The organism is Niastella sp. OAS944 (assembly GCA_024809215.1).
GTDB lineage: Bacteria > Bacteroidota > Bacteroidia > Chitinophagales > Chitinophagaceae > Niastella.
This window is the reverse complement of record JANUBW010000004.1, coordinates 334,670-350,932: the sequence shown is the minus strand read 5'-3', so window position 1 is coordinate 350,932 and position 16,263 is coordinate 334,670. Positions and strand designations below refer to the sequence as shown.

Below are 16,263 nucleotides of genomic sequence, written 5' to 3'. Positions count from 1 at the left end.
CCTTTTGTGCAGCAGAAGAATAGTTAGCGGCTTGATGAGCTAGCGAGGCTATGAAATTCGGAAACTATTGCCGATTCACGATTGCCGATTGCCGATTCAAACGTTTGCCGATTCACAATATAAAAATGAAGAGACACACAATCATATTAGTTAGTTGCCTGGCGGTATTATTCCTGTTTCCGCAGGCAAAACAATTTCCGGGAACGAATGCGTTCACGAAAAATGCCCCATTTACAGATACTTCATTGGATGAATTGTTCCGTCATCCGCCCGAAGCGGCGAAACCCTGGGTCATTTGGTACTGGAACCAGGCGGCTGCAACCAAAGAAGGCATTACTGCCGACCTGGAAGCTATGAAACAAAACGGAATAGGCGGCGCCTATATGATGTTCATCAAAGGGGCCGACAGTGTGCCATTGGTGAACCCGCCTGCGCAACAATTATCGCCTCATTGGTGGGAGCTGGTAATGTTTGCCATCAATGAAGCCAAACGCCTGAATTTACAACTGGGTATGCACGTCAGCGATGGTTTTGCCCTGGCCGGCGGCCCATGGATAAAACCCGAAATGTCGATGCAGCGCGTAGTGAGCTCAAAGATCTACGTGGCTGGTAAAAAACAATTCAATGGTGTTTTGCCGCAACCCGAAACAAAGGAAAATTATTATAAGGATATAGTCGTATATGCTTTTCCAACACCCGTTAAAGCCCGTATTGCCGATACTGCGCTGAAGCCCGTGGTAACCAGCAGTGTAACCGGTGTATCGCCGCAATACCTCACAGATATTCATAACCGCCAAAGCTTTAGAAGCGACAGCGCATGTTGGATACAATATGCTTATGACAAACCATTTACGGTTCGCTCCATTGTTATTCACCCCAGTGGTACAAACTATCCCTGCCGTCAATTACGCATCGAAGTAAGCAATGATGGTAAACAATTCAAACGGGTTGAACGGATGCAATCGCCCCGTACCGGCTGGCAGGATTTTGATTTTGATCTTACCTATTCTATCAAACCCACTACAGCCCGTTATTTCAGGTTTGTATATGATAAAGAAGGGTTGGAGCCTGGTTCAGAAGACCTCGATTTTGCCAAGTGGAAACCGGTGTTGAAGATCAATGGCATCATTTTGTCGAATGAACCGGTGATACATCAATTCGAAGGAAAGAGTGGTGCTGTTTGGCGTGTAAGCAAACGCACTACAGCTGCTGAAGCGCCCGATTCGTTGTGTGTTCCATTGAACAAGATCATTAATATCACTGATAAAATGACACCCGATGGCCGTATTACCTGGGATGTGCCCCAGGGCAACTGGACCATCATCCGGGTTGGGCATACTTCTACCGGGCAAAGAAATGCAACTGGTGGCGGTGGTAAAGGACTGGAGTGCGATAAGTTCAATCCCGAAGCAGTAACCCTGCAGTTCAATAGCTGGTTTGGCGAAGCGGTTCGCCGCGCAGGCCCCAATGTAACAAAAGAAGTGTTAAAACTACTTCACCTCGATAGCTGGGAGTGCGGCAGCCAGAACTGGTCGCCCGTATTTAGAGAAGAATTTAAGAAACGTCGCGGCTACGATTGTTTACCTTACCTGATTGCCATGACCGGTGTGCCGGTGCAAAGCGCCGACGTATCTGAACGTTTTTTATATGATGTACGCCAGACAATTATAGAGCTGGTAAAGGATAATTTCTATATCACACTTAAAAAGCTGGCGCAGGAAAAAGGGTGTGTGGTAAGTGGGGAAACTGTTGCGCCTACCATGGTAAGCGATGGATTACTGCATTACCAGGTGGTTGATATTCCAATGGGCGAGTATTGGGTGAACAGCCCTACACATGATAAACCCAATGATATGTTCGATGCTATTTCCGGCGGACATATCTATGGAAAACAAATCATTGGTGCAGAAGCGTTTACCGAGTTGCGTATGTCGTGGGATGAATACCCGGGTAATTTGAAAGCATTGCAGGACCGCAATTATGCATTGGGCATCAATCGTGTTGCCTACCATGTGTTCATGCATAATCCCTGGGTTGAGCGTGCGCCGGGTATGACGCTGAATGGAATTGGTTTGTATTTTCAACGGAACCAAACCTGGTGGAAGCCGGGCAAGGCCTGGGTTGAATATGCACACCGCTGCCAGGCATTGTTGCAACAGGGAAAACCGGTGGTGGATGTTGCCGTATTCATAGGAGAAGATGCGCCCCGCCGCTCTGTGTTGCCCGATCGACTGGTAAGTACACTACCCGGTATCTTTGGCGACTCCGTGGTGCAGGCCGAGAAAAAGCGATTGACCAATGCCGGTAACCCGTTAAGAACAAAACCCGAAGGTGTAACACATACGGCCAATATGGCCGATCCTGAAAAATGGATCGATCCGTTGCGTGGATATGCTTATGACTGCTTTAACCCCGATGTATTGCTGAAAGCAACAGTGCGTGATGGACGAGTAGAGTTTCCCGGTGGTGCCAGTTATAAGGTGCTGGTGTTGCCACAGGCGCATCCTATGTCGCCCGTTACAAAATATATGACGCCGGCTGTTGCCAAAAAAATTGAGGAATTAGTAAAGGCCGGTGCAACCATTATTGTAAATGATGCGCCTGAGAAGTCGTACAGTTTGGAACAAAGTGTTGCTGCTGATAAACAGGTAAAAGCTGTGGCAGCTTCCATTTGGAAAAAAGTACCCGCGGGTACTAAATGGAAAGTAGGTAAGGGAACGGTGATACAGGGACCCTATACAGAAAGTTCTTTTACACCTTTGGGAATAAACAGGGACTTTACCTTTATTGAGGTTACTATAAATCCCGAAAAGAACTATCTGGCCTGGACACATCGAAAAGGAAATGATTTTGATATTTATTTTATCAGTAACCAGCAAAATGAGGAACGCAGTGGTCTCGCCTTTATACGCGAAACTGGCAGGGTGCCTGAGCTGTGGGACCCGGTTACCGGTGAGCAAATGCAACCTGAATTTTATACCGATGAAGATGGGTATACAAAGTTTCCACTGAGGTTGCCTGCCAATGGGTCTGTTTTTGTTGTGTTGAGAAAGTCCGGCACGGCCACAAGTTTAAAGACTAGCAGGTTAGAAAAGTCAACGACAGTAGACACGATTCATAAAGCGTGGACCGTAACATTCGACAGTAAAAAAGGCGGCCCTGCTGAACCGGTAGTATTTGATCAATTGAAAGACTGGTCAAAAGAAAATGATCCGGCAATAAAATACTATTCCGGTACTGCTGTATATACAACAACTTTTGATGCGCCCAATGCTGGAGACAAAAGTGTTTACCTGGATGCCGGCAGAGTGGCCAATATTGCAGAAGTATATGTGAATGGTAAGCCATGTGGTGTAATATGGACGGCGCCTTACCGCGTTGATATTACAAAAGCATTACGCCCCGGTAAAAATGAATTGAAGATTGAGGTTACCAATACATGGTTCAATCGCATGAAAGGCGATCTGTTATTGCCCGAGAAAGAACGCATCACGCAAACCAATGCACCTTTCTGGGCAAAAGATAAACCGCTGTTGCCGGCAGGTTTATTGGGGCCGGTAACCTTGATATATCAATATTAAACCTGAAAAATTTTGTAAAAGTTATGTATAAACGTATTCATCTTTTCTTTGCCCTGTTGGTAGCGGGTGGTTGTGTGTATAGCCAGAGCAACAGCCTGGTGAATACCAGCAACAGCAAGCACGCCAAATTACAACCCGTTAATTTGGATGCCGTTGTTTGGACAAGCGGTTTTTGGGGCGAGCGCATGCAGGTGTGTAAAGATTCTATGGTGCCTCACCTGTGGCGCACCTATACCGATGCCAACGTGGCCCATGCCTATAAGAACTTTGAGATAGCTGCGGGTAAAGATACCGGTACGCATAAAGGCCCGCCCTTTCATGATGGCGACTTTTATAAATTACTGGAAGCCGTAGCCGGTTTATATGCCGATACAAAAGATCCACGTCTTGAAGTAATGATGGATACCGCCATTGCTACAATTGCAGCATGTCAACGGGCCGACGGTTATATTCATACGCCCGTGATCATTGCTGAGAAAAACTCAGGTAAAACAAAAGCGTTTGAAGATCGCCTGAACTTTGAGACCTACAACTTAGGTCACCTCATGACGGCTGGTTGTGTGCATTACCGTGCTACAGGAAAAAGAACATTGCTCGACTTAGCAATAAAAGCAGCCGATTACCTCGATAATTTCTACAAACGTTCTTCGCCCGAACTGGCTCGTAATGCCATTTGCCCTTCGCATTACATGGGTGTAATAGAATTATATCGCACTACAAAAGATGCTAAGTATTTACAACTGGCGAACAACCTCATTAATATTCGCGGCCTGGTTGAAAGCGGTACCGATGATAACCAGGACCGTATTCCATTCCGTCAGCAAAAAGTAGCTATGGGCCATGCGGTGCGGGCTAACTATTTGTATGCTGGTGTTGCAGATGTATATGCTGAAACCGGTGAGGATTCTTTGATGGATTGTTTGAAAAGCATTTGGGATGATGTGGCGCATCGTAAAATGTATGTGACCGGTGGTTGCGGCGCGTTGTACGATGGCGTTTCTCCCTATGGTACTTCTTATAACCCACCGTTTGTTCAAAAAACGCATCAGGCATATGGCCGCGCTTACCAGTTGCCCAACATGACAGCGCATAATGAAACCTGCGCCAACATTGGTAACATGTTGTGGAACTGGCGTATGCTGTTGCTTTCGGGCGATGCCAAATATGCCGACCTGGTTGAGCTGGAATTATACAATGCCATCTTATCGGGTATCAGCCTCGATGGAAATAATTTCTTCTATACAAACCCGCTGAGTCATTCAGCCGAATTCCCATATACATTACGTTGGGAAGGTGGTCGTATTCCTTATATCAAGTTGTCGAACTGTTGCCCGCCCAATACCGTGCGTACCATTACAGAAGTGGCCGACTATGCATACACCACATCCGATAAAGGCGTTTGGGTGCATTTGTATGGTGGTAATACCCTGAATACACAATTCAACGGCGCTGCTGTGCAAATAGCTCAACAAAGCAATTATCCCTGGGATGGGCACATTAAATTCACTGTAAATAAAACGGCGGCTACTCCATATTCTTTGTTCTTACGTATACCCGGCTGGTGTAAGAATGCCAGTGTAAAATTGAATGGTAAACCGGTTGCCGTAAATACAAAGGCTGCCACCTATGCTGAATTGAACCGCACCTGGAAAACAGGGGATGTGGTAGAACTCGATCTGAGCATGCCTGTAACATTAATCGAAAGCAATCCGCTGGTTGAAGAAACGCGTAACCAAATGGCGGTAAAACGTGGTCCTGTTGTGTATTGTCTCGAGTCAACCGATCTGCCAAAAGGGACCAATGTGTTTGATATTGCTATTCCCTTAAAGAACGATCTGAAGCCGGTTATTACAACCATCAGCAAAAGCAAGATCGCTACATTACAGGGCACTGGTATGTTGCAACCAAAAACCGATTGGTCGAATGATCTGTATAAAGAAGTGCGTGCCACTTCAACGCCTATTAAAATTACAATGGTTCCCTATTATGCCTGGGGTAATCGTGGTAAGAGTGATATGACTGTTTGGATCAGAAAGTAAATAGCAAAGTTTTTCTTAATTGTTTGGATTGTGCAAATAAGCGACCGAAGTAGGAGGTACGAAGTAAGAAGTACGAGGTTCGCGAATGTTGTATTTCCTACTTCTTATTTCTTATCTCTTACTTCATATTCTATGGAACTTGAAGCTCGTTGTCAAAATTAGACATCCCCTTAAGAAACTCATTCCTGTCAAGGATCTCCCCGTCAAACACATTGATCACCGTTACGTGTTGGCTATCGCCGGTGGTGTTGTCGGCTTCCATAATTTGCCACACTATTGTTTTGAAAGTTTGATTATAGTAAATGTAAATATCTCCAACTTTAGTAATAGGCGCTTCTTTATCTGTGGCCGCTATTGATAACGCTTTTGAGCAGGGGATGATCTTCTTCTTCTGGTTAACTATTCCTTCAAATTGCCCATTCTTCAATAACCCGCCATTTTGTTTTACCTCCAGCTTGAACACAAAAGGTATTTCGCCTTTGAACTTCATTTCGTAAAAGATGGCATATACAAAATCAACCGGATTATCGTCTTTGTCGGTAATTACAACCGGCGTGAACAGGTTTGCGTTTATAGTTGAATCGAGATACTTAACTGTTTTTACCTTTAATTCTTTATAGAACGTTGCCGATGTTTCTTTAACGATCTCGTTTTGCAAACGGGCCTTTACCGAATCGGGGATCAGGTTATAATCGAATAATTTGAAATCCTGCACCGGCAGTTCCGATGGGGCCATGGCCAGTTTGTCGAGGTACTTTATTTTGTCGCAGGGCCCTTGCGCGTAGGAGACGCTAACGGCCCAACAAGCAAATGCAGCGGTGAATAAGGATCTCATATAGGTTCCCAGATTTTAGTTAATTGTTATTGCGCCAACAGCATATCGATCACATCCTTCTTCCTTTCTTCCGGTGAAACAATAAGCGATTGCACTTTCCCATTTACAACGGAGGCTTCTACCGTAGTGTTGTAAGGCGCGTGTAATTTAAAATGCACATCCTGCTCTTTTGGCCAGGCAGGGCACAGAAAGATCTTTTTGCCGTCGGTTTGCAACAGCATTTCCTGTAAGCCTATCATGCCGCTGCCACCCCAGTTATGATCGGGCGTCCAGTCGTAACCCGGTCCCCAAAAGGCGGGGAATCGACGGCCGCTGTTCTTTAATTTTTGGGTGGTCAATTGAAGGGCTTCATTAGTGAGGCCAAGACGTGCCGCAAAAATATTGTCCTGTTTCCAACCCACATGACTTCTGAACTTAAGGGCGTCGGTATCGTGTTTAAAGGTATTGATGGCAGTGTCGAGCCCCGGTTTGCCAACACCGTAAATGCCCCAGGGGAAAACAGGGTACAATTGCGGACATTCCGTATTGTTGATCCGTTCCCATAGCTGTGCAGGTGCAATGGTTGTGTAGTTGCCAAACTGCCTGAAGCTGATGGGAGGGATGCGCGTAAGCATCTGTTGCCATTGGGCGCGTGATGAATCGGTAAGGTAGGTGGCCGGTAGTTCAAGCAAACGCGTTAGAACGGTGCGCAGGGCCGAAACGGTGCTGCTGGGGTTGTATGCCATTTTATACGTTTCAGCTGCCGAACCCGGAAATATTATTAAATGATTATTACCGTCGAGGGCTTTTCTTCCCCGTTTACCGGCAAGGTATTGATAGTGCTCGTTGAAGAAGCGTAAACAGCTTTCAATGAACGGAACATATTCTTTAACATCCCTGCCTGTATACCGTTCTGTTTCCAGCATCATTAAACAAAACTCCAGTACCGTATCCCATTCGTATTCAAGCCAGGCATTGTATTCAAGACCTTTATCATAATCGGCCGGGCGCTTCCAGCCATATTCGGCGGCGTTGGGCAATCCAAAATTCTCAAGCTGTTCGGTAAAGCAGGCCCCTTTATGGTTCCAGTAAAATTCACTCCGCAGTTCTGCATTCCGTAATAAACGCAGGTAAAAATCAAACTGGGGTTTCATAACGTCATAGTCACCGCTTTTCAACATAGGCCAGTAAACCAGCCGTTGGTTCTGGGCCGTATGAATACCACCGCCCCAGTTGCAAAAATCGGGTGTAACGTGTATGGCAGTATCGGTAAGCGAAGGGTCGTAGGTGAACAACCCGCCATTGAATTTGGTGGGTGAATTACCAAAGGCATTACAGCCAAGCATATAGCGGAACAACTGGTAATTGCGGCCCGTTTGCCATACTGCCGAAGCCGTATCGGGTTTGTTGGGTTGTAAATAAATAAAGCTGCGTTGCCAGTACTGTTTCCACCAGTTGCGGGTTTGCTGCCAGGCGGTTGCTGCCTGTTTAGGCGTATTTGTCGCTGCCTGTTGTAACCCGTTTAACCAGGCTTCGGCAGTGGGCGTTTGTGCTTTATGTAGTGTAACGGTAATTTGGTGTTGGCGGCTTGCCTTTTTGCTCTGTAATTTCCAGCCCATAAAGTCGGTATCTATATACTTACCGTTATACGTGCCGGCCGGTTGCAGGTTGGTACCCTGCAACATACCACCAAATGTAAGATTGGCTAAAGAATTATATAATTTATCTTTTACCGCTTCAAGACCTTGCTGTTTTACCGTAACATTAAAAATATCGGAACCATCAGTTCGGTTACGATGATAAAACAGTACGTTATTGCCTTTAAATTCAATATTATCTTTATTAGTAATTACTTCGCCCTGTGGTGCAAATTTGTAGGAGTTGCCAAAATTGGCCCGTCTGGTATTAACCCTGTCGGTATAGCGCCAGTTTTCAAATGATACGTCGGTTTTTATGGCTTCGTTACCCGAAACATCAATATGTATAACCGGGCGAAATACATCGACCCATACTTTAATGGTTGTTTGCAGTTTGTTATTCTGTCCGTCGATCTGTATATAACCTTCTTCCAGTTTCAACTCCTGTTTAAAATATTTACCATCAAAAGCGTTGGGTGTGCATTTGACACGTAATCTGCCTGGTTTTAGCAAGGCATTGTTCTCATCAAAGCAACCACTCTGGGCCATGTACACGTATAATTCTCCATGTTCAACCCAAACATTTAAACCAATATCGCCGCCGCCACAGGGCATAGAGCCGGCAGCATGCTGGCTTTGCGAATTCCAGGTAACATTATAGGAGGGGAGTACGGGCTGTGCCTGTGAAACCAGCGAAAACAATTGACAAATGAAAAAGGCTAAAAGCAATATTGCGTATCTTGTGTTCATGAGTATTATACATTCTAAATTTCCGGTCCGGGAGGTATAAGGGGTGACCGGGAATCAGCGAATGTAAGTATCTTGCCTTAAATTTTATTGTTATACCATATGAATGCGAAAAATAAAGAGGGGTCCCATAAGAACATCTGGTATGGCATCGGCCGCCAGCGAATAGAGATACCCAAAACGGTGCTAAAGCAAAAGATCCAACCGAATGCCATGTTGAATCAGTTGTACCTGTGCAGCCTGGGGTATTATCCTAACGCGCGTGGTCATTATACTTACCGGAAGAAGGGGTTACCAGAAAACTTTTTATTTTATTGTGTCGATGGCTGTGGCTGGTATCAGATCGGTGATAAAAGATCTGAAGTTGGCCCGAACCAGTTCTTTATCCTTCCACAAAATGTTGAACATGCTTATGCCAGTGCCGATGATAATCCCTGGACCATTTACTGGATCCATTTCGGCGGCGATTCGCTGGCTAAGTTCAACGAGCTTCATGCGGTTCAAAAACATTTCAAACCATTTTATATAAAAAGCAGCGGAGAGATCATTACCATGTTCTCGCGTATGTATAAGGCGTTAGAATTGGGGTATAGTACCGATAACCTCATTTTTGCCAATATGTGCCTGCCGCATTTCCTGAGCCTGTTCATTTATAATTCCAAACATACCACCGTTAGTCCCACCGATAAGCTCGATGTGGTCGACAGTGCCATTTTGTATATGCAGGAGCATATCAATGAAAATATTTCCCTGCAGGATCTTAGCAGTCATTACAATTATTCTGCTTCGCGTTTTTCAAGCCTGTTCAAACAAAAGACCGGCTATGCGCCTATTGACTATTTCATTCAAATGAAAATGCAAAAGGCCAGCCAGCAGCTCGATTTCAGTACCAGCTCGGTAAAAGACATTGCCTTAAGCATGGGCTTCGATGATCCGTATTATTTTTCAAAACGGTTCAGGAAGATCATAGGTTTGTCGCCCAAGCAATACCGGTCGCAGAAAAAGGATTAGGTATATATGAGCCACAGTACCGCGTAGGTGCGATACCTACCGGCGTAAGTATGTGATTTTGGAGTGCAGGTTTGCAACTTTACACCGTAAATTCGTGATCTCACCCTATAAGTTCGCAATTATACAGCACCGGTTCGCAACTTCACGCTATAAGTTCGCAACCTGACTGAATAGTTCGCAACCTGCCGGCTGATATTGGAAACTTGCTGCCTGATATTGCAAACCTTTAGCATGATATCACGAACTTATGCTGCGATATCACGAACCTTTGCGATGTGATCTTGAACCTGTGTTGTGTGATCCAGAACTTTTTTGTTTTGCAACCTATTTCGTACTCTTCCTCCACCAAAGCATCAATCCAACTACGATCAAAACGATCTGAAAGAACACCCAAAACATGGTACTGTAGTCTCTTGCCGTTTTACCACCCCAATCCATAAAGTGATGTTTGTGTAAAATTGCAAAAGAATAGCCTTCTCTTAATTCACTATCGTTTACACGTACAGATAACCTGCCGGTAGAGGTTTCTACAAAATACCTGTCGGGGTGTTTGGCATAACTTACTTTCCAAACGGGTAAACGTTTATCGCTGAAATTATATTCATCGTTGAATTTGGTAACGGCTGTTACCGATTTAATGGCAGTTGCCGTTTGTTTACTGAATTGAGTGGCAAGCCAGCCTGCATATTTTTCTTCTCCATTAGGTAGAACAGAATAATCGCCGGCGTTCACAAACGCTATATCTGTACTGGTAAGCACGCGCCACCAGGTTTGCTCATTCATTTTTATCAAACTGATATTACTCACTGGTTTGTTAACGGCCTGCTGCAATCGCGCAAAATCTAAATTGATCTTAGCCGGGAAATGGTTGCTTATATAAAATGCATCGCGGTCATCGGTCTTGAATTTTTCTAATGCATGCCAACCGCCGCTGAATGCCCAGGCTATAGTAAATGCGGCGCCTACAATGGCAGTGTACCGGTGGTTACGCCGGGCTTTTAGCGTGCCATTGCCATTCATTTTCTTTGTTTTCGTGATGAAGAAAATATAAATACCCAAAACAGATGTGGTGAACGCCAGCAGACAAATAGCAATAATAGAATACAATTTGGTAGTACCCAATGCATCGAGCCACGACCAGGTATGCAGTAATTGAAAGATATTATCAAATACAGCCCGTTTATTATCCATGGCAAACGCAAACCGGTCCTGGGTGGTTTCAACATAAATGCGAATACCATCGGCGCGGTTAAATGTTACTTTATGCACCGGTAAGATCCGGTTCACATATTTGTATTCTTTATCAAATGCAGTTAACCGTGATACATTGGCTACTTTAGTTCCGGTTGTATTGTTCAGCACACAGGCAGTAGCTGCATTACAACAGTCGTGACCTTCTTCTTCGGCCATAGCTATATGCGCGGCATGTGGGTTAGAAGGGGAGGAGGCAGGTTGTCCTTCCAGGAAGAGCCTGGCCAGGTATTGCGCGTACAACCAATCGCCCATTGGCAATAATTTGCCATTAGAAGCGCTTAGGTATACCGGTGCTTTGTTTACCTGCGGTTGTACCTGGTAAAAGAAATTGGTATCGATATGTATAAGCCTTACCGAATGAAACGAAGCGATCCTGTTCTGCTGCAAAGCAATTGCTAAAGGCACACGTATGGCGCTGCTGTCAATGGTTACTGGTGATAATTTTTGCAAAGCCACCCTGGGCTTTATGTTTGTCATCAATGGATGCATAAAGCCGCTGATTGCCCACAGTAGTACGGGTATGGCAATAATGAGTGATAGGTACCTGTGGTACTTGTATATGTTTTTACGAAGCATTTAATTTAGTAGAATGATTATTGTAAATTAGTTACTGTTTCAGGTTACAGGTTGCATGATGCAGGTTCCAGGTTCCGACAGGATGCAAGTTGCCAGTTACCTGTTTCCGGTTACCGGGCTTTAATTTTGGGGCGCTCGATTGTTTGGCCAGCGGCTTCAGTTTCAAGCTATCAGTAGCTTTGCGCAAGCACTCAGGTGGCGCATGTGAATTATGAACTCTGAAACACTCTACCTGCAGCCAACGCTGTCGTGGGTTACGAGGTAGAACCCTGAAACATGAAACCTGGAACTTGCAACCAATGCCAGATTACACGTTACATGTTTCAGGGAGCCAATACAATGACATGAGCTTTGAAAATAAACCCCTGCAACCTGAATCCTGTAACCTGTAACTGATTGTTTGGTAAATAGTGTAAGTTATTTTCCTGAAGCCCTAAACTTATAAGCAACCCCCACCGTAAACTCCCTTGGGTCACCTAAGTTGTAACTTAACGTACTGCCGCTTTTACTGGCATATGTGGAGTAATAGGTATTTGTTGCGTTGAGTGCATTCACCCAAAGTTCAAATTGGTGAATGGTATAGCCCGCACGCAGGTTCAACAGATCGAAGCCGTCGTATTTTTTACTGTTGGCATTGTCCATATAGTAGGGACCAACATGTTGCCACTCGGCGCTTACGCGTAAACCTTTTACAAATACCGGTTTGTAGGTTACTTCGGCATTGGCAATAAAGCGTGGACCACCGGCAAGTTCATTATTGTTATATGCAACGCCTTTTTCTACATAATCGCCAAAGGTATGTTTGCTGTTGGCGGCGCTGAACCTGATTGATAAAGAATTTACCGGACGATAAGTAATTCCATATTCAATACCGGTATGTTTTGTTTTACCCGCATTCTGGTTCTCGGTTGAATTATCGGGGTTCTTTACCGTAATGATCTCGTTGGTGCCATTTAACAGGTAATAGCTCCAGTCGGCATATAACTTATTTTTCAGCAAAGAGAACCAGCCGCCCACTTCGTAATTGTAAAATGTTTGTGGGCCCAGGTATGGCACTTTTACACCTGTATACAGTTCACTGATCTGTGGTGGCACAAAACCTTCGCTGTAGTTGGCATACAAGCCAATGCCTTTATAGTTATAGGTAGCGCCAACTTTGGGCGAAAAGCGTTTGAAGTTGTTAGTGGTAGAAGGCGCCCCGGTAAATGCTGAAGGAGGCAACGCATTCTCAAAATCATAATGATAGAAATCGTACCGAAGGGCGGCAGTAAGTTTTAATCCTCTTACTATTTCCGCTTCATAATGAACATAAGAAGCCAGGTTGTTGATGCCTGTTTTGTACTGGCTAAGTACTGAGTCGGTAGTAGCATAACTTACATAATAACCGCGTTCGTCGCGATTGATGTTAATGAAGTTGCTGTTATAGGTTGACGGACTGTTATCAACCGATATACCGGCAATTAATTTACTGTTTAAAAAGTTAAACGATTGCTGGTGTTGAGCGATCAGCATATAGGTATTGAAAGCGCTTTCATTGATCTCGCCATAAGCGCGAGTAGGATCGGCGGTTATATTTTTTACCCGGTACGATGGGTTTTGTTGTACCGAGTTATCACGAAAAACAAACGATACCTGGGTGCTGCTGTTGCTGTTCCATTGGTGAAACAATTGCGATTTATACCGCAGGGCAGGCACTTTTCGATAGGTAAAGGTTTGTGGTGTGCTATAATCTTTATTGGCGAAATGCGCACTGTCGAGCGAACCCAGCATATCGCTGAAATAATTTACATAAGTGATGTCATTCACCCATTTTGTTTTGTCGCTAATGGCGTAATCACCGCGCAGGGTAATACCTGTTTTATGAAAATCGCTATGATCGATGGGGCCGTTTTGGCGGTTGGCATAATAACCACTTATAAGTAAGCCGAATTTGCCAAAGGTATTTCCAATTTGTACATCGGCTCTTTTATAGCCATTATTATTTGCCTGCACACTGGCCTGACCACTGAATACGGCTGGTGGCGCCTGTGTTATAATATTAATGGCGCCGCCAATGGCTTCTGCACCATAGAGTGAAGAGGAAGGGCCTTTTATGATCTCTATCTGGCGGGCTGCAGGCATATTCATTTCAAGCAGGGCGTTGTGATTATACACGCCGGTGGTGCGAATAGGAATGCCGTCTTCAAGATATAAGAACAGGCTCTTGGTGGTCATGGGTTGGCGAATGCTCATCTGGTGTTGCTCATTGCCCAGGTTCACCATGTTTACGCCACTCACTTTATTTACCAGCTGATCTATACGTGTGGCCCTGGTATCTTCCATCGTTTGTTTGCTGATGGTGGCAATGGCTACCGGCGCTTCGCTTCGTTTTTGGGCTGTTCTGCTGGCGCTGATCACAATTTCCTGCATACTGTTATTGTTGCTGCGCAGCGATATCAGCCATTCTTTTTGCAGCGTAGTATTGGTAATGGTTACTGGTAAATATCCTAATGAAGATATTATAAGTTCGTTTTCGGTATTTGTAAGCGGTAATGAAAATTCACCCTTGTTATTGGTAACAGTTCCTTTATTGGTATTTCTGATCTGTATCGATGCATTGGCTAGCGGCTCATTGGTGGCGGCATCTATTACTTTTCCTGAACAATTGTTTTGGCCATAAGTGCGCGCGCCTGTCAATATGATCAGGATAGCGATCACACTGTTTATAAAGACTTTCATAAAAGATAACGTTGGTGCATGCGGTAGCATTCAGGCAATACATGGCCTGTTCATCCTACTGATGCTTAGGTTGAAGTTATTGGAACACAGGAACAGTATTATATGTAAGAAATATGTATGCCATGGGCATAAGCATAGACTTACAAAAAACAATACTAAAATGAATGTAAACAGGTTGTGTTGGAAAGAAGTTACGCTTGCGGAGGATGGAAAACGGCGTCTATTACCTTTTGAGAAATGGGATCGGTATACCGCGATACATGTACCGGTTTTTCGTTGAATACAAAGTAGTGGGTCTCAACTTTCTTTTCGCTGTACAGTACTATCTCGAACTTAAAGTTTGAACCACCGTTTAATGGCGTGTTTTGCGAATTCTCGTCCTTATTTAACTGCTTACCTAAGTAACATTTACCCTGGCAGCAGGTTTTGGGTTTTGTGCGGTTTTCACACAAGGTGGCGGCGATGATCTTTTGATTCATCTTGAAATTCAGGACGATAAGGCTTTTGCTGAAGGTTTGCCCCAGCATGCTTATCAAGAATATTATCGTCCACCATTTGTTCAAAACCTGAATTTCCAGCAAAGATATAAGGTAAACGATTATAATAGTTGAAAAGTATCAGACTATCTCTTGATTTATATCATATTATTCCCTGCGTTATATCATGAGCAAGCCTGGTAAGCCATTGTACTTTTGTTATGCAATCGTTGTGTGTTATAGAGTTTTAAGCAAGATCGGTGATACCGAACGGGATGGCCACTGTTAACCCAATACTGGCAGACACATTTTAGACGGCGGTGTTGCGCAGAAATGGATAGCATGGCCGAAAGTCGGAAAGTCCGGAGGTTTGAAAGAAACCCTCTCTGTAACTATCTTTCTTATCTCCGGACTTTGCTGACTTCCCGACTCTCAGTTTTTCATGTTGTATGCTTTAGTTAGAAAGCTCTTGTTCTTCCTACATATATATTCCGCGCACGCAGGTAGGTATCTGCTGTTGGGCCGGGTGAACCACTACTACCTTCCATTTGCATATTGATGATTATATACATGGGCTTGCCCACAAAATTTCCTGTATGCTGTCCTTTCCAAACACCATCTATATAGTAATGAATGATCACATCGGTAGCTGTTGATTTTGTCATCCAGATGCGATAGGTGTGCCAGTTGCCTGGTGATGAAACGTTGGTGATAATAGATGATACATCGCTGCTGGTACGGAAGGTGTTTTGCCAATTGTTACTATTTCCTTTGAACTCCATAATATCGCTTTCGGGCGGCCAGCTGTTTACACCGGTAAGCCAGAATGCAGGCCAGGAACCTGTTACCGAAGGCGCCTGAAAATCACCTCTTATTTCATAGTTGGGAAATTGGTCATTACATAGTACATGAAACCTGGTATTGATGGCGCCTGAATGATATCGGATAGCTAAGTATGGGCTCGAACTGCTGTTGCCTTCATTCCAGGTGATGCGGGTGGCTTTAATGGTTAACACGCCCGATGCATCGAGATAAATATGATTGTGGTCGGTTGAGCTGCCATACATACGTGCAGAACCGTTATGATCACTGCCCCAGGGATATAAATAATTCCAGTACTGTTCAAAGGTGGTGTAGTTTGCAAACGTGCCGTCGATCACTGTTTCAAATGCTTCAGGTGTGGCTGTTCTGTTATTACCGGCAGGCGCCGTTGTTTCTTTTATTGTTTTCTTACATTGGGTAAATAGCAAGGTAATCATCCCTGCCATGAGGAAAGGTTTCATTTTTTTCATATGACGTGTTTTTATGAATCGGCAATCGGCAATCGTGAATCGGCAATGATTTCCGAAAATTTAGGCCTCGCTATCGTGAAACGTGAAACGGCAGACGTGAAACGTGAAATGCTCCACG

At 44.5% G+C, this 16,263-nt stretch carries 9 protein-coding genes; 3 read left to right on the top strand and 6 right to left on the bottom strand.

Annotation, left to right across the window (positions count from 1 at the left end):
• Positions 1-125 precede the first annotated feature (125 nt).
• The gene (locus tag GGD38_RS19775) at positions 126-3,581 is read left to right on the top strand and encodes a glycosyl hydrolase (protein ID WP_375302120.1); all 3,456 of its coding nucleotides are present in this window, start codon (positions 126-128) and stop codon (positions 3,579-3,581) included.
• Between the two features lie 23 nt (positions 3,582-3,604).
• Positions 3,605-5,620, top strand: coding sequence for a glycoside hydrolase family 127 protein (locus GGD38_RS19770; protein WP_375302119.1), 2,016 nt, complete (start codon positions 3,605-3,607; stop codon positions 5,618-5,620).
• A gap of 130 nt (positions 5,621-5,750) precedes the next feature.
• On the opposite strand, the gene GGD38_RS19765 is transcribed toward GGD38_RS19770, so the two are convergent.
• Positions 5,751-6,455, bottom strand: a complete 705-nt coding sequence (locus tag GGD38_RS19765) for a hypothetical protein (protein WP_375302118.1) — start codon at positions 6,453-6,455, stop codon at positions 5,751-5,753.
• Positions 6,456-6,481: 26 nt separating this feature from the next.
• A complete protein-coding gene (locus GGD38_RS19760) occupies positions 6,482-8,821 on the bottom strand; it encodes a DUF5703 domain-containing protein (protein WP_375302117.1) in 2,340 nt (779 codons plus the stop codon).
• Between the two features lie 99 nt (positions 8,822-8,920).
• Between GGD38_RS19760 and GGD38_RS19755 the strand changes: the two genes are divergently transcribed.
• Entirely contained in the window at positions 8,921-9,829 is a 909-nt protein-coding gene (locus GGD38_RS19755) for an AraC family transcriptional regulator (protein WP_375302116.1), read from the top strand.
• 324 nt (positions 9,830-10,153) lie between these two features.
• On the opposite strand, the gene GGD38_RS19750 is transcribed toward GGD38_RS19755, so the two are convergent.
• The 4 genes from GGD38_RS19750 to GGD38_RS19735 all read right to left on the bottom strand — a co-directional run bounded on the left by GGD38_RS19750 (position 10,154) and on the right by GGD38_RS19735 (position 16,145).
• Positions 10,154-11,572, bottom strand: a complete 1,419-nt coding sequence (locus GGD38_RS19750; protein ID WP_375302115.1) for a hypothetical protein — start codon at positions 11,570-11,572, stop codon at positions 10,154-10,156.
• Between the two features lie 504 nt (positions 11,573-12,076).
• A complete protein-coding gene (locus GGD38_RS19745; RefSeq protein ID WP_375302114.1) occupies positions 12,077-14,377 on the bottom strand; it encodes a TonB-dependent receptor in 2,301 nt (766 codons plus the stop codon).
• A gap of 191 nt (positions 14,378-14,568) precedes the next feature.
• Positions 14,569-14,856: a hypothetical protein gene (locus GGD38_RS19740; protein ID WP_375302113.1), complete on the bottom strand. Its 288-nt coding sequence runs from the start codon at positions 14,854-14,856 to the stop codon at positions 14,569-14,571.
• 455 nt (positions 14,857-15,311) lie between these two features.
• On the bottom strand, positions 15,312-16,145 hold the full coding sequence (locus tag GGD38_RS19735; RefSeq protein WP_375302112.1) for a glycoside hydrolase: 834 nt from the start codon (positions 16,143-16,145) through the stop codon (positions 15,312-15,314).
• Positions 16,146-16,263: the final 118 nt, after the last annotated feature.